Genomic DNA, 26,033 nt, shown 5'->3' with positions numbered 1-26,033 from the left:
ACTGACATAATACATTATGCTGTATTGCTCATTTTGTTGGCTAACTTATGGCTTGTTAAAACGTTATCTCTAGAGTATGAGATGTGGATAGGTTGGCAAATGTGTCGCTATTTTTGAATATTAAGATAAACGTACTATCAGTTTTTCCCATGATTAGCTTTCGCCGAGAGGAGCCCTGTTCTATCAGCAGTTGAAGAAACTTGAGCGCCAGTACTTATGATAGTGGTGCTGATGTCATAAAATATCGAACTATCTATTTGTGATCACTGAAATTGCCAGAGGCAAAATTAAAGTGAGCGGCCGTGAGTGTCGTTATATCGGAATTTTCAGTATCAAACGTTTTTATCACCCTAGGGGTGGAGTTGTAAATTTAAGTTTTTTTTGTCTTAAATGTAAAAAGCAACCATTAAAAGCTACAACTTGATACATTTTTTGAGTTTTTATTTTCTTTTTATCAATGTATTTTCCTTTAATAGAAACTTAAATTTATTATATAAGGAACATGAAATGAAAAGAAAAACACTCGCATTACTCTCGTTAAGCTCAATATTTGCTCTACCAGCTGTAGCTAATAACTCTGTAGAAAGCATGGTCGCGTTACTCTCTGGTGGAGAGCAAGTTGAATACAGAGTAATAAAAAACCCCTCTGCCGAGCTAAATTTACAATCAATTGAATATCCAGTTCTACTTCCAAGTGGTACTCAATACACACTCCAGTTTGAACATAATGAAGTGAGTGAAGTAACAGGTACGCTATTTCTAAGAGATAAGCGTGGAGAGGTTCGAGGGTCGATAAGTGTCTCTCGAAATGGACTCACACAAGGCTTTCTTGCCACGCCTGAAGGTGCTTTTAACTTAATTAGCAGAGGCAATGAACTCATCATTATGGAATCAAAATTACCATCGGGTTTGAGTGAGGAAGCTGAGCAAGAGTTGTTGAAGCATTCAAGGCAACAGGCTGGTGCTTTGGCACTACCTGCAAAAATTGCTGAGCTTGGCGCCGTATCTCATTCGCAGCAACAAACACTAAGGTTATCTCTGTATTACACTAATGACGTCGCTAATTTTCTAGCAGAAATAGGTGCAGATCCGAAGCAGTACTTTGAATTTTATATCGACGAGACGAATCAAGCGTATAAAAACAGTGATGTGAATGTCAGTATTGAAATCGCAAATGTAACGTCGGTTGATTATAACGAGTATAATCCCTTTATAACTGCAGTCGATTTTTGGTTGAGTGAAGGAGAAAACCTTAACAAGTTAAAGTTTTTATTTCCTGATGCTGATTACATTTGGGACAATAACTCAATGGATGAAGAGCTTAAGCAGAGTAAAAAATATGGCTCAGATATGGATATGCTGATAACTAACTTACTAGAAGGTTACTGTGGTATTGCTCGAACAATAGGTGCAGAAGTTCGAGAACAATCTATGGCAGTTACTAATATTCATTGTTTACAAAGAAATACGCTATCGCATGAAATGGGGCATTTATTCGGTGCTGAACATAATTGGGAAGCAACTGCTGAAGTGCCTTTTAGAGCTCAATATGCTCATGGATATTACGATGCGCAAGACTGGACATTCAGAACAATCATGTCCTACAGCTGTATTAGTTCTGCCAAAGGTCCAAAGGAATGTCCACGAATCAATTATTTCTCTACGCCTCGTAAAGAGTTCAATAATAAATATATTGGCACGGCCGATGAGCATGATAATGCACGTCAGCATAATGACTGGGCACCTCTGTTAACCAACTTGAGTCAAGGTGCAGATTGTCAGCAATTTACTCAGTGGCATGTTAATAAAGCTTATAAAAAAGGGACAGAAGTCGTGCATGGGGGGGCTATATATCGAGCTAACTGGTGGAGCTACAATGATGATCCAAGTATAACTAGCAGTAACAGCGAATGGCAAGAGGTGTGGAAAAGAATGACGGTATGTCAGTAAGTTGACATAGTTTAATCACTAAAAGTGATTAAACTATGAGGTGCTTATAACGTGGGTCAGTCAGTATTCGATCTTATAAATCCAAAACTAGGGCTTTATATAGGCTGACAATTTACACGTAATTATTTAGTTATGAAAAGGGCTGCTTATCCGACAAAGGAACCATTAACATCAATTAATGCCTTGTGGCTTCATTTAGCCATAAGCCGACATTAGCTTTTGAGCAGCTAACGGCAATTCTAAGCCTGAAGCGGTCGTTGACAATACTCTCAATAGATTTAATATTTATTTGGGAGAATGACGATCATTTTTCTGTAGGATATGTCGCACAAATTTTTGCTAGAGTTTGCTCAAAATTATTATATTCTTTTTCTTCCAAAAGACCTTTAAACGTTTTTGCCAAATTATTATAAACAGAACTTTGTATGTTTAAGAGCAACTTCCGACCCTTTTCGGTTAATAGTATATGCTGTGCTCTTGCATCATATTGACAAGTTGCGCGATATATCAACTCTCGTTTTTCAAGCTTATTAACCATTAAACTTGCAGATGATTTTTGCACCTGCATTTCAGCAGCTAGTGCCGATAAATGAGTACTATCATCATGCTTATCACTTTCAGGATCAATTTCTGCATTCTCTGCATTATGAACACATAGCAAGTATTCAAATTCACTGTAACTCAAATTGTTTCCTTTACTATCAAATGTTTGAATATCCCAAGTTCTAGATATCATTCGCTGAAACTTTATTAGAGAGTCTTCAAATTTCATAGTTAAATCAAATTATTTAGTTAGCTTATCTAACAAAATAACATTTTTTTTGGATAAATACTAACAATGAACTACATGACTGACTTCAAAACAAATTTTTGTACATAGCACCCAATATATTGTTTAAGAAAACAACTTGACATTAAATTTAGTTTGACAAACTAACTTAAATGTCAATAATAGTTAGACAACCTAACAATGATTGGTGTGAATATGATACATATAGAAGATAACAAAGAGGAATTACATGCTAGTGCATGGAATGAGACGCTTACCAAAAATTATGTTGAACAGTGGGGAGAACTTGTTCTGCATAAAAAAATCCCTGAATTATGTAACCTGTTACCATCAGAAACTGTTTTGGATATCGGATGTGGAAGCGGAGCCGCTGTTAGAGCAATAGCAAAAAATCTCAGGACAGGACACGTAATAGGTATAGATCCAACACCTAAAATGCTTGAAATTGCGACCGAACTCACAGTTAAAGAGCAAAGCTCTCAACGAGTAACATTTTTACTTGCAGGAGCAGAAAAAATTCCTATAGGAAATGAAAGCTGTGACTTAGTGCTAGCTGTAAATACACTGCACCATTGGGTTAATGTTAACGATGGACTGAAAGAAGTGCTTAGAATATTAAAGCCATCTGGCCGGTTTGTTGCTATTGATGATCTTTGGGAAGAGTCGGTGGAATACAGCCAAGAACAAGTTGGCGATAAAGACGACTCCTCATGCCAACACGAACTGAAAACAAGAAGTGGGATTGTTAAATTACTTAACAATGCTGGCTTTTCAAACATTTCAAACAGTGAATGCCGTGAGCAAGATGCAATTGCATCTGTGATAACAGGATATAAAAAGCCTATTGAATCTTTAGGGTAAAATAATGACGATTAAAACTAACACCAATAGTATTGATATTTATAAAAAATATTATGTAGAGAGAGATTATGAGCAAATTGATCTTTTTCAATTACTTAAAGACAAATTTGAAATTGAAAGTGTTTTATATCCGGGAAGCTACGTACATATATCTCCTGCCTTTATATTCCCGCATGTGGTTTTTATAGATTCGGACAAGCAGGCTAATAAATTTTTTAAAGACTATAAATATATTTCGTACATTATTGATAGAAAAGTATATTCTGCAGATCCTGATGTTACTTTCTATGCTCAAGACTATACAATCCCAATTCCAAAATTAGAAAACCAATTCGACCTGTTAGTTTCACAATATGCAGGATTCATTTCAGATACATGTAAAAATTACTTGAAAGTTAATGGTTATCTTCTAGTAAATAATAGCCATGGGGATGCCGGATTAGCCGCTATTGATAAAGATTATAAATTAGTTGCAGCGATAAAAAAATCATACAACAAATACCGCCTTTCTATTTCAGATTTGGATGCATATTTTCTTCCCAAGAAAGATGTATCTATTAATAAAGAATCTTTACATGAAGCCAGAAAAGGGGTTGATTACAAAAAAACGGCTCCATTGTATCTTTTTCAACGAATATCTTGACTAAAACAAACCGACTATTCAATTTGTGCCTTCAAATAACACAGGAATTAATGACTATATAACCGGATCAGCAGTCGTTAGATTTGCCAAGGCTAACGTCCGGTTTCATATCCTAGCCGACTTAAATTTATTAGGTGAGTATTAACCACCATTTTGACTGCTCTAGACTCATAGTTGACCTAATCAACTGTACGATTAGGTCGAATCCAAAACTGAAAGGTGTCAGATTAGATATGAGTTACTATATATAACGGTGTTAACACCAAGCGATTTTGTCGTAATCGCTAATTACCAAGGGAAATTGACGGTTATCTTTGACCATGCTTTTTAAATAACTATTTGAGTATTTAAAAGGTGCTAAGGATGATCATGATGAATTCCAAAGCTCAGTTGGCTGTTGATGTGATTGCCAAGGTAGCTGAAGGTCGTTTGACCATTGGTAATGCCACTAAACTTCTCAATAAATCTAGACGAACTATTAAACGCTATCTGCACCGATATCGTCAGGTTGGTGTTCAGTTCATTATTCATGGTAATTCTGGTAAAGCGCCAGTTAATAAAACGCCCGAAAAATTAAAGCAGAGCGTGCAACAACTGATTCGAGAAAAGTACTATGATCTTAATCTACTTCACCTTGCTGAGTTGCTAGAGACCAATGAGCATATTGTTGTTAAACGAGAAACCCTGAGGTGCTGGGCGCATGATATCCATCACGTAAAGCGAGCTAAACGTAGACGAAGTCGAGTTCATAAACATAGAGAACGCATCGAAGCTGCTGGGTTAATGTTGCAAATGGACGGTAGTCCACACCGCTGGTTTGGTAATAAGAAGTTTTGTCTCATTGCTGCGATAGATGATGCTACGAGTGAGCTATTTGCTGAGTTTTTTTCCGTCAGAAACCACTGCCGGTTGCTTAAAAGTCTTGTGCAGTATCATCGAAAAACGTGGTGTTTTTAAAACGCTTTATGTGGATAGTGCAGGCATTTTTGGTGGGCCTAAACGTAGTAACTTCTCACAAATGCAACGTGCTTGTGAGGAGATGGGTATTGAAATCATCTTTGCCAGTTCGCCACAAGGTAAAGGACGAATTGAGCGAGCCTTCGATACGTTACAAGACCGTTTAATACCAGAATTAAGGCTGAACAATATCAACGATATGGTTAGCGCCAACAGTTATTTACAGCATGTGTTTATTCCTCAGTTCTGGCATAAAAAACTAACCGTAGAAGCTAAGCTGAATAACTTGGAATATAAGCTATTGCCACCCCATGTTAATCTCGATGATATCTGTGTGATTAAGCAATACCGTAAGATCCGTAATGACCATACCTTTAGCTATGGGAATAAGTTTTACTTCATTGAGTCTGCGCTTAAGCATTCAATAGCGAATCAAAAAATTGAAATACGAAGTCAATCACAAGGCAAATTCAGTGCTTACTTCGCTGGCCGTCACTTAAAGATAAATGAGGTGGTTGAGCCAATCAAGACGTCAATGGAGGACATTGAAATACAGAAGAAATTAGATGTATTAGCCTTAGCTGATAAGCTTGGTAACGTCTGTGAGGCTTCTCGGCTTAGTGGTGTATCTAGAGATACTATTTATCGTCACAGGCGATTAGTCAAAGAAGCCGGTATTGATGCGCTAAGACGCCAAGAAATGCCCAACCATCGTCACTTAAATCGAACAGAGGAAGAAATAGAAAAGCTCGTTATCGAGTTCAGTCTGCAAAACCCACACTTGGGGCAAGCTCAGGTATCTCGTCAGCTAAAGACAAACTACTCAGTTGAAATAAGTCCTGCGGGTGTACGCTACATCTGGCTAAGAGAAAATATGAATACTGCTGCACTGAGGCTTGCTAAATTAGAGTTGCTTCCAAGTCGGCCTAAGTTGTCAACTTGGGTTGAGGCTGTTAGTGTTGCTACGTCAAAGTCGCTCGGTAATCATACCGTCAGACTCCCTTGGTAATCATACCGTCAGACTCCCTTGGTAATCACATTACTACATATAACGGATACTGTTTGGTTAAGCAGTATCCGTTCTACTTAATTTATTTAACGATTAAGTCTTCTTCAACAATATAAATGTCAGTAGGGTTTGTCAGTGTAAACACTTTAATTGCTAAGGTTTTTCCTGCAGCATTTTGACATTCAATCATTTGATATAGAACGGGTTGGCCGGCCTGTGTATTATCTATAGTCTTGAGTGTTGAGAACACGTCTGAATGAAATGGTCCTTTACTATTTTTGTTGTGGAAAAGGCCTAACTCAATGCCTCTGTTAGAAAGTGTCTGGCAGCGTCCATCGTTGCTTTGATTATTAATTCGTAAGTGGCTATTAACTTTGTATGCACTGTGATAACCATAGGTATTCGGACGATGCACAAATTCACCGCGAGGCTCTACGTCGACTTCCCATTCTATAATTGGTGCACCCGGAATATTAACCAGTACATCATAATCTTCACCTTGGACTGTGGTACAAGATACACGTAATTGCTTGTTTTGTGTTAAATACTGTTCTGGAATATCAGCAGTTGCTTGCTGGATCACAACTTGTGCAGGCACTCTGGAGATATCAGCATGCACAATGTGTTCGCCAGTAGTCTGCGCATAAATGTTACCATAGCTACAAAAATCACCTACATTACGAGGGTGAAGGTAAACGTTAAGTTTATGTGCAAATTCGCTAGTAATTATAGAGGTCGCGATAGGTCCATGGGCATACTGTGTAACACGTTCAAAGCCATCAGTATCAAAAGCCTGATTAGGTAAAGCAAAACTGCTAGTTGACGCTGTGATTGTTGCAAGAGCAAATATTACGCTGAACTTTTTCATACAAGTTATTCCTTTTGTGTCATTCAATGTTTCTAGGTTAAGCAGTGGGCCCTTACTGCTAAGCAAGGCGATCATAGTTATTAATGACAGCGCTGTCAATTGGTGTTTTTTATTTATATTGATTTAAATCAATATATTACAAATTTTTTAATTTTTAGTGTATAAGTAAGGTCTGTGAATGCTTTAGGTGGTGTAATACATAAATTTATGACATTTATATGATTGAAAATACTGCTTATTAATCAACCTCAGATTTGGATAAGAGTTTTGGAATAGAAAATATTGTTGTGAATAAACATTACGTACCATCTAATGATAATACTTTGTTCAATACTAAGGCGCTTTTATGCAGTAATAGTGGACTATTACAAATGAAAGCAACGCGAGAGTGAGAAAATAGCTAATTCGCTTATCCAGAATTGAGGTTAATTAGTTTTCATTGTGACCGACAATAAGCTTTAGGGCGTTTGATTGTGATAGTTGGTTTTGGTCGTAAAAGTGATGAAGTTTGAGCCTTATATAGGTAATATGTGGACACAAATAACTTATAATTTTTTAAGGTAGTGCCTTAATGGGACAAAATATGAAAGTGCCTCATACCTTAGTGTTACTGTTAGGTATGATGGTTGTTGCGCTGGTTGCCACATGGATCACCCCGCAGGGGTTTTTTGATACAGCAACCACCGATTCTGGACGGCAAATGGTACTTGCTGGTACATATCAGTTAACTGAGGATAGGGTGCTGCTTACTCCTTGGGATTTACTCAAAGCAATACCTAGAGCCTTTGCTGCGGCACAAGATGTAATATTTTTTGTTTTGATTGTAGGTGGTGTTTTATCTATTGCACGTGCAACGGGCACGGTTGATGCGCTTATTGGCCGGCTATTAGAAAAGCATGGTGATAAGCCTCAAAAGCTTATATTTATGGTCGTTTTTTGCTTTGCATTGGCATCTAGTGCTATCGGTACCGCGGGAGAGTACATACCATTTGTGTTGATTTTGGTGGCACTTTGTAAAGCGATGAAGTTAGATGCCATGACTGCAGTGGGCATGATTATCGCCGGCTATGGTATAGGCTATGGTGTTTCTGCCTTTAATCCATTTACGGTATTGATTGCACAACAAATTGCTGATATTCCTGTTTATTCTGGTATTTGGTTAAGGTTGGCAATATTTTTACCTTTCGTACTCATCGGTTTCCATCATGTATGGAGTTACACTAAACGAGTGCAGGCCAACCCTGAATTATCTATGTTAAAAGACTGCCCTTGCCCGCTTAATGGCCAGGCACAGCAAAACTACCCTGCGCTTAATAAACGCCATCAAACAGTCTTGCTATCATTCATCGTTACGCTCGTAATTGCGGTTTGGGGAATTGCTACGTTGCATTGGTATTTGTATGAGTTAGGTGGGTTGTTTGTCGCATGGGGCATAGTCATTTCAATCATAGGTAAGCTTTCAGCAGATGATGCAGCGAATAAATTTATTGAGGGGGTGTCCGATTTAGTGACAACCGCTATTTTGATTGGGGTAGCACGAGGCATTGCTTTAATTTTAGAAGATGGTCAAATCTTGCATACTATCGTTAATGGATTGTCTACGCCTTTGTCTTATGTTACTGCTGAAGTATCGGCTGTTGGCATGCTATTTATCCAAACGTTGTTGAATATGTTTATTCCATCAGGCTCCGGTCAAGCGTATGTAACTATGCCACTAATGGTACCTGTTGGTGACTTAGTTGGTGTACCTCGTCAAGTTGCTGTATTGGCTTATCAGTTTGGTGATGGATTTTCTAATATGATAGTACCTACAAATGCTGTTTTAATGGGAATAATTGGCATGGCTGGGGTACCTTATACTCATTGGTTTAAATTCTGTTTACCGCTTATGGCCAAGTTAATGCTTACAGCAAGTGTTGTATTAGTTTTGGCCGTTATGTTTGGCTATGGGTTAGACGTGCAACCACAGCTTTAGTGAGCTTAATCTTTATTGGTAGGCTTTTAACTAGCCTACCAAGCTCAAGCTCCTACTATTTTGCTGTCGGCTATGTGTGGTTAACTAGACGAAGAAAGTGGACTAAATAGCTTACTTAAATCTTACCCTAATCTTAAGGTAATCCTGAAGATTCTAAAGGTGTATTCAAATGCTATTAAGTGCTATTGCTGTTATTACTTTATCAGGCAGCTGATACGAGTTAGTAATTGCGATGGCGGGGTGCTTTTCACATCATTTAGATATTCTTCAAACGGCGGGAAATCTTCAAGTTCTACTTGATTATTAGGTATCCATTGACCAAACAACCAGTCATATGGCTTATCTAATTCTGTATAATCTCCTTTAAATATTACACTAATGGCTTTGCCTGCGGGTAGTTGAATAATTTGTAATTGCTTGTTAGGTAGCTCAGAGTTTGGGTTTTCGATGCTAATGCATGCCATTGATCTTAATAGATCTTTATTAACTGTTTTTGGGTCATCGTAATAAATACCAAAAGAACGAGCATTATCATTAATTAACCCTGCACTGCCAGTTAACATGGCAAGTTTGTCAAATGTTTGGCCAATTTGCATGTAATCGCCTTGGTGCGATAATGCGATTAAAGTTAAGCCTTCATTGTTAATATGTTCTACGTCATACATTTTGTTATACTCCTTCGGATCAGTTGGATAAAACACAGATGATTCAAGCTTTGTTGCACTGCGGTGCTTACGGTATTGGTTGGGTGTTTCACCATAATGCTTAGTAAATGCTCGGTTAAAAGCTTCAACACTGGCATATTTCACTTGCTTCGCGATGTCAATTTGACTCAAGTTGCTGTGTAGTAACAATGTTGCCGCTTTGAACAGACGCATCCTTCTAACCGTGGTGTTAACCGTTTCATTAGTAAATTCTCTATAGATGCGATGAAAATGATAGGCTGACATGTTAGCTCGCTCTGCGAGGGTATTTACATCTAAGTCCATATCAAGGTGCCCGTAAAGATAATCTATAACAGTGAGCAATCTTTGCCTGTAGCTATGTTTCGTCGTATTTTTAAGCGTCATTACGTTTTCCTAGAAGGTATTATTTTGCTAACACAATCTACTTTTAAAAGATGCTTGGTTATGTAGATTGATATATTCGCTTTAGCGACAACATGGATAATGTATCGCAGGTGCTATTGATAATGTTTGCTAACTTTTTGTAATAGTGCCACGTAATTAAGCTTATATATGCTCTTTTGATAGATAAAATCATTTAATTAGCAGTAAGTAACCGGTTAATTTTGCACAGATAAACCGTATCAGCCTTGATGTTTTAAGGCTGAGGAATGTGTGTGATTATTAATTAAGAGATGTATTTATTTGTTATTGCAGGCATGAAAAACACTTTTTATTTCGTTGCTAAGTGACTCTATATATGCCCTACATTGTTGCTTTCTTATATTTTCAGTAGCATGTGTTTGAGTGGTGTCTTCAAGTTGTTGTAAGTAGTATGCGCAACGTTCAGCCCCAATCGCTTTAGCGGATGTTTTTAAATAATGTGCCTCATCTTTGATTGCCTTTATTTGGTTTTGGCGATAGTAACCAGCAATTTTTTGCAGACTATTTTTGGCTTGTACCAAAAATTGTTGGCGAAAACTATTAATTTCATCTCTATCATCACCAAGCAGTTCTAACATTACATCTTCATTTAACGTTTTCAAGCTATCTAGCGTATTAATTTCCATACCATTTCTCTAGTGTATTTTTGAATTTAGCCAAAGTAACTGGTTTGCTAATAAAATCTGACATCCCAACGGATAAACAATACTCTTGGTCGCCTTTCATTGCTGCGCCAGTGACTGCAATTATGGGAATTTCAGCGCTTTTTTCTTCAAATTTTCTTATTTGGCGTGTTAGTTCAAATCCATCCATACCTGGCATATGGCAATCAGTTAAAATCAGAGCATAATCATTGTTTTGCCACATTTTTAATCCTTGTAATCCATCAGATGCCAATTCACAGTTGTAGCCAAGCCTTGAAAGCTGTTTAACCATCAGCTTTTGGTTGAATTCGTTATCTTCAACTACGAGCAGCGGGAGCTGGTAAGGAGAGTCGTTATTAGGTTCGGTTGTTAAATCTAAGTTAATTGCAAAATCATCTTCTTGTAAAGGTTCAAACTCCAGCTTTGAGCGTTCTTTCAACTGTAAGCAATACTTTTGTAATGTGAAAAAAGTCAGTGTGTCTAAATTTAATTTGAAGGTTTTTTTAAAGCGCTCAGTTAACTGCTCAAACAAGTCTCTTTTGTATAAAAGTAAAACGTCATGGGGAGTAAATGAGCAAGAATCAAGTTCGTGTATATCAGCCATACTTGTGGCAATCAGAATATTAAGGTTCTCACTGCTAGTATCATATGAGGTTAAGCTGTTAATGGGTATGACAATAATCTCATTACAATAAAAAGATAACTTGTTCTTTAAGTTTTCTATTTCAGGCGTGTCGTTAATATTAGAGAAGAGGGTAATGCAAGAATAAAGTGTTTGCAGCTCTCGTGGCTTGAAATTCCAAATAGGAATGCTGACTGTAAATTCACTGCCAATATTGACTTCGCTATTAACTACGATCTCGCCACCCATTAATTCAATGAGCCGACCACAAATTGCTAATCCAAGGCCTGTGCCACCAAATTGCCGTGTCGTACTCTTATCTGCTTGCGTAAATGGCGTAAAAAGCTTTTTTAATGTCTCTTTATCAATGCCTATACCATCGTCTTTAATTACAAAAATAAGTTTACTGACCAGAGCATTAACTTTTTCACAAGATAAAGCGATTGATACAAGTCCCATGTTACTAGAGTCGTTGCCACTAAACTTAATCGCATTACTCACTAAATTAAACATAACTTGTCGAATACGGTTTTCATCACCATTGAGCTCAGCAGGCAGATTGTCAGATTCTAAAACCTTTAATTTCACGCCTTTTTGCTCTGCTATTGGGCCGAAGATAACAATAATATTATTCAACATTTTAGAGACATCAAAATCAAAGCAATCTAGTTCAAGTTTCCCTGCTTCAATTTTGTTTATATCAAGAATATCATTAAGAATTGAAACTAGGTTATTGGCAGCAATTGCAGCGGTATCAAGTAACTCTTGTTCTTCAAAGCTATTGTCTTGATCGGTTAACAAGTCTAAAGCACCAATAATTGCATTCATTGGTGTTCTTAACTCATGGCTCATCATAGATAAAAACTCTGATTTTGATTGACTCGCCATCTCAGCATGCTTGACGGCCTGATCTAGTTCAGCAGTACGTGATTTTACTTTTGCTTCGAGTAGTAAGTTAGACTCTTCGAGTCGCATCCGTGCTTCATATATTGGCGTATGATCAATGATGACGCCATCCAAAAAGGAGGTGTTAGTACGTGAATCGTTGCTCAGTACACCTTTGGCATAGATATAAATACAACTTCCATCTTGCAATATACAGCGATATTCGCGTTCAAAGTCTTTGTTTTGTATAAATGCGTGTTCAATTGCCGCTTTAACTGAGGGTGCATCCTGAGGGTGAATATGGTTAATCCATGTGCAAATGCTACCATGATTATTCGTAGCTGGAAGGTGTAATAACTTGCAAGTTTGACTGTCCCAGCGAACAGACATTTCATTTTTGTAATGTATGATACTCCAAGTACCTATTTGCCCACCTTCTAATGCACGTCCTCGTCTTTCATGTTGTTCATCAAGTTTGCAATCTAGTTTTTGCGTATAGATATTTCGTTTAATAATACCTTTAAGCAATGTAGGTGCAGATTCATCTTGTAAACCATGGCAAATTAACTGTAAAGGGGCAACGTCTAGAGAGTGTTTTGTATGAACTTCAAGACTAAAAGGTTGTTTATTAATACCCGCTTCTTTAAAGGCATTAACAACCTGTCCAGTATCCGATTTGGCCAAGTTTTCTATGATATAGTCAAGTGAAATTGCAGTTTTTTGCTCTAACGCTAATAAGGCTGCACAGGTTTTTGAAAGTTGAAACGTGCGGTCTATTGTGTTGTACATCCAGCGACCAATCACTTGGTTTTTATGCTCGGCTGGTGTTTTGTCTTGAGGTTGTTGGTCAATCAATATTATTGAAAAAGTACTTTCTTGTTGCGGTAAAATCAAAGCAGTAAAAGGCTTGTTGTCAACTTCCAATAAAATAGTTTGGTTTACATAAGCATTTAATTGCTTTAAAGATATTTTTTGCGGGCAAGTAAAGAAGTTTTCTACCGACTTGTTTATAACATCCTTGTATGTTTGGGATATTAATACAAGGGCTGGTTCGTTAATGTCTAATATGTGCAGGCTATGTGACACCATTAGAGCAGGGGTGTTGCTGACATTGAGTTTCATACATTAAGCCTTTAATCACACTCTAAGCTGGTTTATAGCATTACACTTTTCGACAGCTTTAAGAATTGATTGCTTAGTTGATGGTTTCGCAATATAAGCGGTGAGTCCTAAGCTCGCCCACTTTCGGATGAGCTCTTTGTTTTTATTGCTTGTTAAGGCGATAATAGGAATGCTTTTGCAATTAGGAATATTTCGGATATTTTTAGTGGTATTGTAACCATCAAGCTCAGGCATAAATAAATCCATGAAAATTAAATCATACTTATGCTTTCTCAGCATCTTTATCGCTGTGAGTCCACTACTTACGCTTTCAACATAATGACCTTCATCACGTAGTATTTTGCTTATCATTTCGCGATAAATTTCATTATCCTCAACGACCATTATTTTAGCGTTTTTTAACGGCTCTTCTTTGACAGGCTGCGGAGTGTTTTCTTCCTTCGAAGAGGGAAGATCCAAATAACCATTGTGTCCATTCGATTGTACTTTTTGTGTTTCAGGCTTACTTTCCTTAAGCAAGGACGCTTGGTGGTTGGTATTTGGTATGGCGCGCTCTGTGAGTAGTGCTGATAGTTCAGCCACAGAGAACTGTTTGCTTTTCAATCTTTTGGTGAGCTCTATAACACTATCAGATAATTGTGCTTCCAGCTTATCTAATAGCGGGTCGATATGCTGAGCTTTGAGATCTTGTATCAAAGCTGATTGTACCTCGTTTATACCAGAAGCATTTTGTAAATCTTTTCTGGCATCTTTTAAGGTTTGCTCGGCTGATTGGTGATATTGGGCTGCATCATCAATAAGCTGCTTTAGATCTTCATCAATTCTGCCAAAGTGCTCTTCTCTGATGTGAGTAATATCATGCGCTTCTTTGCTACGTAAAAGTGCGTTGTGTAATATCATCCGTAAGCGGTAATTTTCATACATGGGTTTGTAGATGAAGTAATCCCGAAATATATTTTTCATACAGCATCGAAAGCCAATACCTGACTCTCTATTTTCACACAATAGAATATTTTCGTGCGGGTAATCTAGCATGCCACCTTTGGCTAATAGACTATATAGTTCAACACTTTTACTCACGCTTGACATTGCAATAATAATAACTAAAGGTGTTGAGTCGACTAATACTTGTTGCATATCATCGAAATTACAGAGCGTTCTGAAGGCCGATATTTGTGAGGATATGACCTCAGTAACTCCAGCAAGCTCTTCTACATCTTCACACAAAAGTACAACTTTTGGGTGGCGTTCAACGTGTTCCACTTCTTTACGAGTCATGTTTCACTTCCTAGTTACCATGGTGAAACTTACCTTGCTACATTTGCACATACATGCGACTAATTTTGGCAAGAGTTTTTAAATATCGTGAATAATGAAAAATACCAATTTGGCGATTTAATTGCCTTATCCTCTCATTATGTTGCGTTTACTATCTCGCGTATAACTTGATTGCTGCTCAATCGTTTTTAAAAAGTGGATTTTTTCTAAAGGCAGTGCAAATAAATAGCCTTGGCCGTAGTCAATTTGATAATTGTCTAAAAAAGTGAGGTCTTGTTGTTGTTCAATACCCTCAGCCACTACCTTTAAATTAAGCTTTTGAGCAAGAGATACCGTTGCTTCAATAATCGCTTGTTTATCTTTGTCTATTGCGCAGTCGTGAATAAAGCATCTATCTAATTTTAGTTCACAAAATGGGATTTGACTCAATTGTTTGATTGAAGAGTAGCCAGTACCAAAGTCATCTATCGCCAGTGAAAATCCTTTTAGACGTAACCTTAATAAAACATCTAATGACTGTGCTAAGTTCTCAATTAACAGGCTCTCTGTGACCTCAAAAACTATCATGCTGGGTGGTACACGATAACTTTTGGCTAAATCTGCAAGTCGTTCAGGTAACTGAAGGTCTTCTAAGTTTTTTACACTTAAATTAATGTTAAAGGTGAGAGACTGAACAAGTTTAAAGTGCTGCTCTATGAATGCGAAGGCTTCATTGACAATAACAATCGAAAAATCATGTACAAGGTCAGATTGTTCAATAATATCGAGAAAATAATAGGGCGATAATATGCCAAACTCGGGGTGATCCCACCTGACAAGAAATTCTGCACCTATAATTTCTTCATTTTTTAAGGCGACTTTAGGTTGCAAATACAGGCACATTTGTTTATTTTCGACCGCACTCTTTAATTCTTCTATCTCGAATGAATGCGATGACAGATTAGGGGCTTGGCTATGAGCGATGCTAAATAATGACTCCATGAGTTGTTTAATTTGTGCTGCCGTAATGGGTTTATCTAACCCTGTTATAACGTTTAAATTTCTCAATTGTGCTAAGTTTTTTGCCATCTTTATTATGGTGTTATCTTCACCGCTCAGAAGTACTATTGAAGCTGAAATATTTAAATCAGATAGGTGCCTCAATACTTCAATGCCATCCATATCAGGCATATTTAGATCTAAAAAAATTAAATCTGTTTGTTCATGTTTTATGTGTAATAAAGCTTCAGAACCCTTGGTAAAGCCTGAAAAATTGACACTATAAGAGTGAGACAGCAGCAGCCTTAACTGTGTCAAGATCAGACTATTGTCATCAATTGCTATTACGTTTAATGATTCTCTTACATCCATTAGTTAGCCTTTGTATCTACCTGAGCTTTCGACGCATCTATCAGTGCAAATCACTAAGCTTAAGTATAGTTGTAATTTCAGAACATACAGCATTGAATTGTGAAACACAGGTTGGAAGTATTGTGCTAACTTTTTCAGATTTTTTGTCTTTGGCTGCCTGCTCTAGCTCGTGATAGTTATTGGCAAGTTCGGTTGCACCTATTGCTTTTGCAGAGGACTTTAGTTGATGAGCTAAGCTTTTGACCTGTTCGATATCAGCAGTGTGATCTATGAGTAATTTCATAAGAGGGTCTGAATCACTCATGAAGTTTTCTAAAAATAGCAGCTGTATTTGCTTATCATCACCGACATAGCTTGACAACAATGCTAAATCAATCAATGCGTTACTTGTTGGGGTAACGCTTGTTTGGGCTGTTTTTTGCTCTGGCTGATTAGGCATCCATTTGTGTAGTAAATTTTTTAAATGCGCTAATTCAATCGGTTTAGATATGTAATCGTTCATGCCACATGATAAACACTTTTCACGTTCACCGCTTAGGGCATTTGCTGTGGCGGCAATAATAGGCAGCTCTTTGATTGTGGGTTGTTGTTGCTCTATTTCACGAAACTTTTTAGTGAAGGTGTATCCGTCCATTATAGGCATATGGCAGTCGGTAATTATTAAGGCAAATGAATGTGTGGCTATAAATTCTAAAGCCATTTGACCCTGTTCGGCAATCATACATTGGTAACCAAGTAAGCTTAGCTGGCGCCTGAATACATCTTGATTATAAGCATTGTCTTCTACAACTAAAATAAGCTGGTTATTTTTTTGCGCTTGTTCAATACTTGGTGGTGCTGTGTCGTTATTGTTGACGATCTGGGGGAGGGGGATGTCAGGGCTAATAATGCCTTCGCGAACGGCGATGTGCTCAACTATTTTGAAGCTATAGTAAGGGTTGTAGTAAATAGGTTCAAAGCAGTTTTCTGTCGGTAGAGGCGTGGTAAAGTTGTCACCCACTAGAATAATATAAATAGCCTTATCATTATTAGGTTGAAATTGATAATTTGAAGTAATAATTTGTTGGTAGCGTTCAAGTGTTACCACAATATAATCGGCGCTGACCGCACTAATATTACTGTCATTAATATTCACCCAGTTAATTACCTCGCATTTGGCACCGTGCGCTATTAGATTTGCCTGTAAATCTTGCTCAAAGATGTCATCATCACCCAATACATAGACACTGATATTATTGAAGTAAATTGCAATTTTGTTGTTTTGTTGCGGAATATGTTCACGAAAGGGAAGTGATAGTTTAAAAGTACTACCTAGATGCTCTGTACTTTCACAGCTGATTGAACCATGCATCATATCGGTCAGCTTTTGAGTAATAGACAGACCCAAACCTGTACCTCCATACTCTCTATGAATACTATTGTCGGCTTGCATAAATGGCTTAAACAAGGATTTCTGTTGCTCGTTTGTCATGCCTTTACCATTATCTTTTACAGATATTTCGATTATTTCATCGTTGTTCTTGGCTATAGAGATATGAACCTCAATCAAGCCAATTTTACTGGAAGAAGTTTTTGTAAACTTGACGGCATTACCGATTAGGTTAAGCAATATCTGTCTAATTCTTATTGGGTCCCCCAATTGCCAATAACCAAGTTTTGGATCAAACATAAAGTACATCTGAAGGTTTTTTTCTTTAACTTGGTGTGCTAACAGCTCTGCTATTTCTTGAATAACATCGCGCCAATCGAACGGTAACCAGTCTATGGACATTTTACCTGCTTCGATTTTGGAAAAGTCGAGAATATCGTTAATGATCCTAAGCAGCATCAGTGCAGAGTTTTTGGCTACAGATGTTAAATGACTCTGCTCTTGAGAAAGGGTGCTTTGATGAAGTAAATCAAGCATACCAACAACACCATTCATGGGGGTTCTTATTTCGTGGCTCATGGTGGCCAAAAAACGAGATTTAGCATCATTGGCGAGTTCTGCTTTAGCTTTAGCATCTTGCAATTGAAAAGCATCTTGTTTTCTCTGCGTTATGTCATGCTGATACATTAAAATTGATTTGCCGTTGTGTGTCTCAATGGTCGTTATAATGACTTCAAACCATATTGGGCCTTCAGTAATGATATATTCGCATTCAAGTTCTTTTATATAATTGTCTTGAAATTTAGCTTCTGTTAGACCATTTAGTAAGGGTTCTCTTTTTGTTAAGGGTAAGGAGTTGATAGCATCAATACAGTCATCTCCTACGTTAAAGAAAGTGTTAAGAAATAGTCCACCACTAAACTGGTCCGCGTGTTGTGTTTTAAACCAGTATTGATTCACTAAGGTTATTTTAGCGCTAGCATCTAATAACAAAATAAACGCGGGTATGCTGTCGAGAGTTTGCTGTAAAAGGCGTTCGGTTTCTTTATTTTCTTTTAACGCTAACTCTAATGCAAAACGTTGTTGATCCGCTTCTTCCATTTTGGCAAGTGCAGCTGCTCGAGCTGCCTTTAGCGCTGTTTGTTGTTTCTGCTGACGGTTTTGCTCCATGACTTGTTCGGTGACATTTTTGATGATGCCGACAAGGTTCTTTTGTTGCGTACCAGTATGAGCCATTTCAGTGATTTGCCAGTTGGCTGCGAACCCGATATGAGAAATACTTGAGAGGTTTTGTGTTATCAATCGCATGGTAATGGAGCTGCGACCATTATGTTTTTTTATTGAGTGCAATAAGTCATGCCGACATGCAGGTTCTATAAATCTTAACAAGCTGCGAGCCGAATAGCTGTTTGTATCACTTGGCAATTGAAGCATATTAGATAATTCTTTAGAAATAGTGACTTGGGGGTCACCAAAGTACCATTCCCAAGAGCCAGTATTAGCAATTTTTTGGGCATTATTAAGCTGAATTTTATCTTTTTCTAGTTGTTGCTCTGAAAGTGCAAGTTGCTCAAATGCTTTGTTTTGGATTCGATAGACAATTGATAGAATAGCGCCGCTTAGGAACAGTAAAATAAACAATTGAATAGAAAATTCCCTTTGTACATTTTTTACAATGTTATCAATAATAGCCACTTCTTGTTCTGCACCTACTCCCATCTGTAGCTCGTTATTCCAAGATAAAACCCCCAACACTGGTTTGTTGAGGTAATTAATGTATTCGAGTCGTTTGAGTTTGTTTTTTAGGGCGAGGGGAATCGTGGCTGGCGTGGTGTGGTCTTGCAGCCAGTGATTTTTATAATTTTTTTGGCTCGTCAGGGTATGATTTCTATCAAAATAAAGCACGGTCGAATCAGAATCTAAAAAGGGTGATTTTAGAATTGATTTAAGGGCAGTTAAATCGGTTTTGGAGTACCACAAAAAATACGGCTGAATACCTTGTTCGTTTACCAAAGAGGTTACAAAATGTGCACTCATAGCTTCATTTGTAACAACGGTTGTTGATACAACATGACCCTGTTTAATAAGTTCATAGTGTTTATTAACTTGCTCTAATGCAATTGCTAATTGTTTATTGTCATTTAATAACCAGGTCTGGTTTTGCACATCATAGATAGCAAAGTCACTACCAATGTTTAGCTGGTTTAGTAAAGCGTTATCTTTTATGTCGGCAGTTGTTAGGTTAAACAGGTTCGCTTGAGTTGCAGTTAAACTTTCTATTGTGGGATTGAACCAAACCTGTTTAATACTTTTTAGCGTATTTATTGCACTATTTTTTAATTCAGCTGTAAACTGCAATTTTAGTTGATTATCAAGGTCTCTTTGGCTGATTCTATGAGTTAGTAAGGTAATGAGTAATATGACAATTAATACAATGCAAAGCTGCCAATAGTTTATCGTCGTGTGTTGATGTTTATCGCGGGGCTTCATTAATAACCACATCGAGTAAAGTAAGAAAATAGCCACACACACCACAGCAATTGAGGTAATAAAAATAACCTGACTTTTTACTTTTTCGGTATGCATACTACGTTGAGCATTTTCTTGTCCATTAACAGTGATGGCTGTGACCAATGAGGTCAATTGGTTAATATATGATGTGCTTGTTTCCCACCAAAGTGATGGTTTCATTTTAGCTTGGCCTGTACTTTTCAGCCCCACCATTAAGTTGTTTATTTTTTGTTTCTCTGCTGAATTTTCAATAGCATGGAGAATATTCAAGGTTTTTTTGCTTAAATTTTTAGTCGATAATGAATTGTTTATGTTCGAGTTAAGGTAGAGAGTTGTTGGTATTAGTATGTTTTTATTCGCATCTGGCTTATTGAGTAGTATGCCAATCTTTGCTCGTAGTTTTCCTGCATACTCAATTAAGTAAATTAAATCTAGGTAGTGGGATAAGTCTGGATATATCGTGTTTTTAGTATTGTTATCAGTAAATGTACGATGTTTGATAGCTAATAGTGAGTCTGATAAAAATTCTATTAGCGCGGTATATTGAGCAAATAATTGATTTGCTGAAAGTTGCTGTGAGTCTACTTGGTTCCTAATATTTTCTGTGCGCTGAAAATAGATGTTTAGCATCTCAACCATGTTGGTATAAGTCGACGTATTACCTTTTTGAGTGTAGAAGCTGATTGCTTGCGTAAAGTGCTGTGTTGTTGCTTGTCTGTATTGAGATAATAGGGTAGGCATGGCAGAACTGTTTTGTTCATTAAAAACGGCGGTTGATCCCCTTTCCTTTTGCAGTGAAAAAATGATATTGCTGAACAGCAAAAATTGTTTGCTATTTATGAACACGTGCTGGTGCATCTTGAAATGCTTATTTGCCTGATCATAATTGATAGAAATACGATCTAACATGTAAAAGCAACCCAATAGTAAGATAAAGCAAAGGAGTTTTTTAAAAAATTTTTGCATATTCATATCACTAAGGGGCGTTAATAAACTACTATAGAACAAGGTTTCCAAATTGCTATTTAACTTTCATTATGAAAAAGCCCGAACAACCTGCAAATGAGCCGTTAAGAATTCAAACACTCAATCAACTTGGGATATTAGATTCGGAGCCTGACCCTAAGTTGGATAGACTAACCGAGTTTGTTGCGCATGTATTTTGTGTACCTGTTGCTTTAATTAGCTTGGTAGATAGTGACCGACAGTGGTTTAAGTCTAAAGTTGGGCTAGAAGCATGTCAGACAGGCAGAGATATTTCATTTTGTGGTCATGCTATTTTGTCGCCTGATGTGTTTGTAGTTTCCAATGCACTAACCGACGCGAGCTTTAAGGATAATCCTTTGGTAGTTGGTCCTCCTTATATTCGTTTTTATGCTGGTGCACCATTAATTCATAAAAATGGCAGTGCGTTAGGTACTTTATGCTTGATTGATATTGAGCCTCGAGCTTTTGATGATGACGATATTAAAGTGCTACGTGAGGTAGCAGACAAAGTAATGGCTGAGTTTTGCCATTAGCGCATTAGATATTTTAGTGGGAGAAATGAATAAAAATAAAGTGTAGGTCAGGTTTTTAATGCGCCAAGCATGAAAAATAGTTACAATTGAGACTGTATATCATTACCCTTGCGGTGCATTTCACTTTTTTAAGGTTTTCCATCTGTCAATGACTGACATCACAACTCACAAAGCTTCAAGGCGCAGGCTACTTATTGCGTTGGCAATCACTTGCTCATTTATGGTTATTCAGCTAATTGGAGCGTATTATGCTAATTCATTAGCGGTGTTGGCAGACGCTGGACACTTATTTGTTCACAATAGCTCGCTTTTTATCGCTCTGATCGCTTCGAGTATTGCTGTATACCTTGCTAAAAATTTTAACGATGGTTATAAAAAAGCTGAGTATGTAGGCGGCCTTATTAATGGCATGCTTTATCTGGCTATTTCTATACTTATCATGGCAGAAGGAACAGAGCGTATTCTTCACCACAATGATGGTCATCAGTTGGAAGTTAATTCTTATCTAATGTCTGTTATTGCTGCTATTGGATTTTTGTTTCATGGCTTGTCTACTTGGGTATTGTATAAAGGAAGAAAAGACAGCATTAACGTATATGCAGTGTTTTTACATTCTTTCTTTGACTTACTCTCTACCGTCTCTACTTTTGTAGCTGGTATTATGATCTATGTAACAGGGTGGGGAATCATAGATGTTATCTCGAGCTTACTGATTTCTGTGTTTGTTTTATTTACAGGTATTAAGGTAGTGAAAAGCTGTGTTATTGGGTTGTTTCTGCCTCATAAAAAATTACCAAAAATTATTCAAGTTGAAAAAGAGATTTTATCTACAGAGCATGTTGAAAGTGTGCATAATATTACTGTTAGTGAATTAGATGGTCAGCTGGCTATTGGTGCACATATCGTATTAAAGCATCACTGTACTGTTGAATTACATGATTCTTCATGCAGGCTACAAGTTGAGGGTGCACTAAAAAATCGTTTTAATGTAGAGCAATGTGTGCTGCAAGTAGAAAGCCATCAATGCCCTTTACATTAGGGTGTGTTTATCTTTGAGGTATGAATTTTGTTGAATTTACTGTAGCAAAATCATGCCCTAAGATGACTTTATGGATTAACTGCTTTGGACTAAAGATAAGTTGCCGAGAAAAATACACAACAGCGATGTTTCGCTTGTTAATGACTATATTTGCAATAATATAGATTAAATTTGGTTTTTTAGTTGTCAAAAGTGACTAAATAGTTGGCAAGAAGCTTATTTTCTTTTACCTTTATAGGGTAGTTTATCAGGAATACTCTGTGCCAAATTATCTTCATAAATATATGCCTTTTATCTTAACGCTTGTTATTGGTGGGTTAGGTGGAGGAGCCAATTTACTCCCTTTCTTTTTTTTAGACTCATCTGAATTTTTATTCGGTCAGCTTTTTGTATTGTTATGTTTGGTATTGTTTGGCTGGAAATATGCACTGCTTGCTGTGGCAATTGGTGCAGGGTTTATTTTTTATCGATGGGGACATAGCTGGCCATCTGTCGTTTTTGTATTAGAAATTATTTGGTTGCAAATATTTTGCGTGCAAAAAGGCAAACCATTTTTTATACGGGGCTTAGGCTTTTGGCTTGCAGTTGGATTGCCTATTTTATTGATATTTGGACACTATTTACTTAGTTTGCCGAATTTAGTGATTGTGACAGCGCTGGCTAAGTACTTTATCAATGCAGCACTTTATCTTGCCGTAGTTGACTTGCTTAGCTTTTTCTTTGTTCGCCACTTATGGCGGGCACGGCCTCTTAATTCCATCTTAAACTACACCATAAGCTTGTTGATAGTGCTAGTTGTGCTCATTACTTCCATTGTTTTAACTAATAATAACTATCGTCGGATTGAGTTTGAGGTTCAAGAGCAACTACATGGCTCAGCCACTAATATTAGTACTCAGCTGCATGACTATTTACAAAATTATCGTCGCGCGGTAGTCGGGTCGGCTAAAGCTGTTGAGTTAGGCTTAGATGAGCATTCAGTTTTAAAATCTCTTGTAGACCTTCAGCCTGACTTAAGAACCGCAATTTTTGCTGATAATCAGGGTTTGGTTCAATCATTTTACCCAAGGGTGTTTAAAAGTAACCGTATCGAAGAGTCTTTGTCTGTGGTTGAGCGAGAGTATTTTGTTCAGGCTCCATTTTATCCTAATGGCTATATTTCGCCAATTTTAAAAGGCCGAGGTTTTGGAAATGATCTAATTGTTGCAATATCAGCACCTGTTTTTAAGAAGGGCGAGTTTAGCGGTATTGTTGAAGCTTCAGTACTTTTTGGCTCATTTGCTCGTTTTCAACCGAATATTTTGTCAAATAAAGGCGATTTAATCATCTTAGATAACGCGAATCAAGTTGTATTCAGTTCACTTTCTTCATCATTCAGTGCGCTTGATATTGTGGCCCCCCCAATACTTGATGGCTGGTTTGATAATATGCAATCGTCCTATACTACAGATCAAGGAGAAGTATATTATCGCCATGCAGTAAAAGTCGACGGACTCAATTGGACTGTTGTTACCCTTTTAGAAGGCCACCTAATTCGTTTAGCGGCAGCTTCTGCATGGATGAAATCATTGTTGTTGGCACTGGCTATAATAATTCTCAGTAGTTTTTTTGTTAGTCAATTATCACGGTTTTTGGTAAAACCCATTGGTGCATTAAGTGACGATATAAATCGTTTTGAACCCAGCTCGTTATTGAAAAACTCTGCAAGCGAGGACGCAAGTTGCTTAGAGGTTATTACCTTGCAGCAGCACTTCAATCAATTAGCTTTTAAGCTTACGATGAACTTTTCTAAACTAGAGTTAGCTAATAATGAAAATGAAGAGTTAAACAAAAAGCTTACTAATTTTAATCGTGAACTTGAGCAACAAGTTAACGAGAAAACTGAGGAACTGCTAGAGGCTGTTGCTTCTGCTAATAATGCGAATAAGGCAAAAAGTCGATTTTTGGCGAATATGAGTCATGAAATTCGTACACCAATGAATGGTATTATTGGCTTAACTGGTATTTTACTTGAACAGAAAAAAGCGGATGAAGAAACCTTACAGCAATTAGAGATTGTTCACACGTCTGCCAAAAATTTGTTACTAATCCTAAATGATATACTTGATTACTCAAAAATAGAGGCTGGGGCATTAACCATTGACTCGCACCCATCAGATGTGTTGAAAATGTTTGACAATATAGCATCACTTTTCAAGCAAGCGGGCTTAAAAGAGCACGTAGAGTTTGAGTATCAATTGTCTTCTGAATTACCAGCATGCTTGTTAATTGATTCGTTGAGAGTGACGCAAATTGCCAATAATCTGCTTAATAATGCAGGTAAGTTTACTGAGCGGGGTAATATTACTTTGCAAGTGGGCTATCAAGATGAGCAATTGCAAGTTTGTGTCAAAGATACCGGTATAGGTATATCTAACAAGCAGCAAGCAAAGCTGTTCCAAGAGTTTACACAAGGTGATGTATCTACTACCCGTCGTTATGGTGGTACTGGTCTTGGATTAACTATTTCAAAACGTTTAGCCACTTTGATGGGCGGTGATTTAGAAGTATTAAGTGAACCAGAAGTAGGCAGCTGTTTTACATTAAGTATACCAGCAGTAAAAGCGCAGCTTGCAGTTGAATTTAGCCAGCCTCAGACTAGGCTTGATCTCAGTGATGTAACCGTGTTGCTTGTTGAAGATAATATGGTTAATCAAATTGTTGTCGCTAAAGCGTTACAAAGTACACAGTGTAATTTGTATAAGGCAATGGATGGCGTTGAAGCCTTAAGGTTCTTACAAGATCAAAGCGTTGATATCATTCTTATGGACTGTCAAATGCCAAATATGGATGGTTATGAATGCACAGAACATATTCGCAAAGAGCCTCAAAAATACGGTCAACCTTATATTATCGCTATTACAGCCAATGTTTATAGTGAAGATAGGTTAAAATGTTTGCAAGTAGGCATGAATGACTTTGTTGCCAAACCAATTGATAAAGAGTTGCTATTTACAGCATTGAAACGTAGTAAGCAAGATATTACGTAAATAGCGATATAACCCTAAACACTTAACGGATACCATACTTACAAGCACTATTGCTTGCGTGACTGACGATAAAAGTGCGTACAGATTGGTTTCTCTTAATACTTATCAAGGGCGTGCAACTTACTCACCGTTAGTTACTGCGCTTACAAAACAACACTTAATAGCAGTTGAACCACCGGGTGACTGTAGTGATATAGTGGGTGTAGAGCGAGCTCAAAAAGTTCGTTTAATACCAATCCGAATATAGATTAAATCAACTTTATCCATTCTCGACTACACATCTTCGTCACTCGATCCGGTATTGAAACAAAGTGATCCCATGCCTTTGAAACTTCATCAACAATTTCTTCATATCCCGAAAACTGATCTGCTTTAATCAAACAGGACACTTTAATAATGGAATATAATCCAATTATTGAGGTGTTAAATGACAAAACGAACAAACAGAAGTTACACAGCAGAATTTAAACAAGAAGTTGTGGCATTAGTAACCGAGCAAGGT

The 26,033-nt window shown here is 37.3% G+C and carries 16 protein-coding genes and 1 pseudogene; 9 read left to right on the top strand and 8 right to left on the bottom strand.

Annotated features, from left to right (window positions below; translation table 11 throughout):
* Positions 1-507 precede the first annotated feature (507 nt).
* A complete protein-coding gene (locus OCI93_RS04660; RefSeq protein WP_261625871.1) occupies positions 508-1,950 on the top strand; it encodes a M12 family metallo-peptidase in 1,443 nt (480 codons plus the stop codon).
* 304 nt (positions 1,951-2,254) lie between these two features.
* On the opposite strand, the gene OCI93_RS04655 is transcribed toward OCI93_RS04660, so the two are convergent.
* The gene (locus tag OCI93_RS04655) at positions 2,255-2,722 is read right to left on the bottom strand and encodes a MarR family winged helix-turn-helix transcriptional regulator (protein WP_261625870.1); all 468 of its coding nucleotides are present in this window, start codon (positions 2,720-2,722) and stop codon (positions 2,255-2,257) included.
* Between the two features lie 213 nt (positions 2,723-2,935).
* Between OCI93_RS04655 and OCI93_RS04650 the strand changes: the two genes are divergently transcribed.
* From OCI93_RS04650 to OCI93_RS04640, 3 genes and pseudogenes are all read left to right on the top strand, one after another.
* Positions 2,936-3,601, top strand: coding sequence for a class I SAM-dependent methyltransferase (locus OCI93_RS04650; RefSeq protein WP_261591393.1), 666 nt, complete (start codon positions 2,936-2,938; stop codon positions 3,599-3,601).
* 4 nt (positions 3,602-3,605) lie between these two features.
* Positions 3,606-4,244: a hypothetical protein gene (locus OCI93_RS04645; protein WP_261591394.1), complete on the top strand. Its 639-nt coding sequence runs from the start codon at positions 3,606-3,608 to the stop codon at positions 4,242-4,244.
* A gap of 363 nt (positions 4,245-4,607) precedes the next feature.
* A pseudogene (locus OCI93_RS04640) lies at positions 4,608-6,105 on the top strand (ISNCY family transposase); the annotation flags it as partial.
* A gap of 187 nt (positions 6,106-6,292) precedes the next feature.
* Here OCI93_RS04640 and OCI93_RS04635 read toward each other — a convergent pair.
* Positions 6,293-7,078 carry a hypothetical protein gene (locus tag OCI93_RS04635; protein ID WP_261591395.1) on the bottom strand — a complete coding sequence of 262 codons (786 nt, stop codon included), beginning with the start codon at positions 7,076-7,078 and terminating at the stop codon, positions 6,293-6,295.
* Positions 7,079-7,649: 571 nt separating this feature from the next.
* Between OCI93_RS04635 and OCI93_RS04630 the strand changes: the two genes are divergently transcribed.
* On the top strand, positions 7,650-9,053 hold the full coding sequence (locus OCI93_RS04630; RefSeq protein ID WP_261591396.1) for a YfcC family protein: 1,404 nt from the start codon (positions 7,650-7,652) through the stop codon (positions 9,051-9,053).
* 194 nt (positions 9,054-9,247) lie between these two features.
* Here the strand turns inward: OCI93_RS04630 and OCI93_RS04625 are convergent, their stop codons facing one another.
* From OCI93_RS04625 to OCI93_RS04595, 6 genes are all read right to left on the bottom strand, one after another.
* Positions 9,248-10,123 carry an AraC family transcriptional regulator gene (locus tag OCI93_RS04625; RefSeq protein ID WP_261591397.1) on the bottom strand — a complete coding sequence of 292 codons (876 nt, stop codon included), beginning with the start codon at positions 10,121-10,123 and terminating at the stop codon, positions 9,248-9,250.
* A gap of 296 nt (positions 10,124-10,419) precedes the next feature.
* Positions 10,420-10,788 carry an Hpt domain-containing protein gene (locus OCI93_RS04620; RefSeq protein WP_261591398.1) on the bottom strand — a complete coding sequence of 123 codons (369 nt, stop codon included), beginning with the start codon at positions 10,786-10,788 and terminating at the stop codon, positions 10,420-10,422.
* The gene (locus tag OCI93_RS04615) at positions 10,778-13,435 is read right to left on the bottom strand and encodes a PAS domain-containing hybrid sensor histidine kinase/response regulator (RefSeq protein WP_261591399.1); all 2,658 of its coding nucleotides are present in this window, start codon (positions 13,433-13,435) and stop codon (positions 10,778-10,780) included. Before OCI93_RS04615 ends, OCI93_RS04620 begins: the two co-directional genes overlap by 11 nt.
* A gap of 15 nt (positions 13,436-13,450) precedes the next feature.
* Positions 13,451-14,713: a response regulator gene (locus OCI93_RS04610; protein WP_261625869.1), complete on the bottom strand. Its 1,263-nt coding sequence runs from the start codon at positions 14,711-14,713 to the stop codon at positions 13,451-13,453.
* A 126-nt stretch (positions 14,714-14,839) separates the two neighbouring features.
* Positions 14,840-16,063 (bottom strand): EAL domain-containing response regulator, encoded by a 1,224-nt coding sequence (locus tag OCI93_RS04605; RefSeq protein ID WP_315942695.1) that lies wholly within the window; start codon positions 16,061-16,063, stop codon positions 14,840-14,842.
* Between the two features lie 40 nt (positions 16,064-16,103).
* Positions 16,104-20,801, bottom strand: a complete 4,698-nt coding sequence (locus OCI93_RS04595) for an ATP-binding protein (protein WP_261626052.1) — start codon at positions 20,799-20,801, stop codon at positions 16,104-16,106.
* Between the two features lie 179 nt (positions 20,802-20,980).
* On the opposite strand from OCI93_RS04595, the gene OCI93_RS04590 reads away from it, so the two are divergent.
* The 4 genes from OCI93_RS04590 (at position 20,981) to OCI93_RS04575 (ending at position 25,778) form a co-directional block, all read left to right on the top strand.
* A complete protein-coding gene (locus tag OCI93_RS04590; protein WP_261591401.1) occupies positions 20,981-21,463 on the top strand; it encodes a GAF domain-containing protein in 483 nt (160 codons plus the stop codon).
* Positions 21,464-21,611: 148 nt separating this feature from the next.
* Positions 21,612-22,502, top strand: a complete 891-nt coding sequence (locus OCI93_RS04585) for a cation diffusion facilitator family transporter (RefSeq protein WP_261625868.1) — start codon at positions 21,612-21,614, stop codon at positions 22,500-22,502.
* 260 nt (positions 22,503-22,762) lie between these two features.
* Entirely contained in the window at positions 22,763-25,531 is a 2,769-nt protein-coding gene (locus OCI93_RS04580) for a hybrid sensor histidine kinase/response regulator (RefSeq protein ID WP_261591403.1), read from the top strand.
* 58 nt (positions 25,532-25,589) lie between these two features.
* Positions 25,590-25,778 carry a hypothetical protein gene (locus OCI93_RS04575; protein ID WP_261625867.1) on the top strand — a complete coding sequence of 63 codons (189 nt, stop codon included), beginning with the start codon at positions 25,590-25,592 and terminating at the stop codon, positions 25,776-25,778.
* The last annotated feature ends 255 nt before the right edge of the window (positions 25,779-26,033 follow it).

The organism is Pseudoalteromonas holothuriae (assembly GCF_945859825.1).
In the GTDB taxonomy this organism is placed as follows: domain Bacteria; phylum Pseudomonadota; class Gammaproteobacteria; order Enterobacterales; family Alteromonadaceae; genus Pseudoalteromonas; species Pseudoalteromonas holothuriae.
Note: the sequence above shows the minus strand (reverse complement) of the source record. Positions and strands in the feature narration are given on the sequence as shown.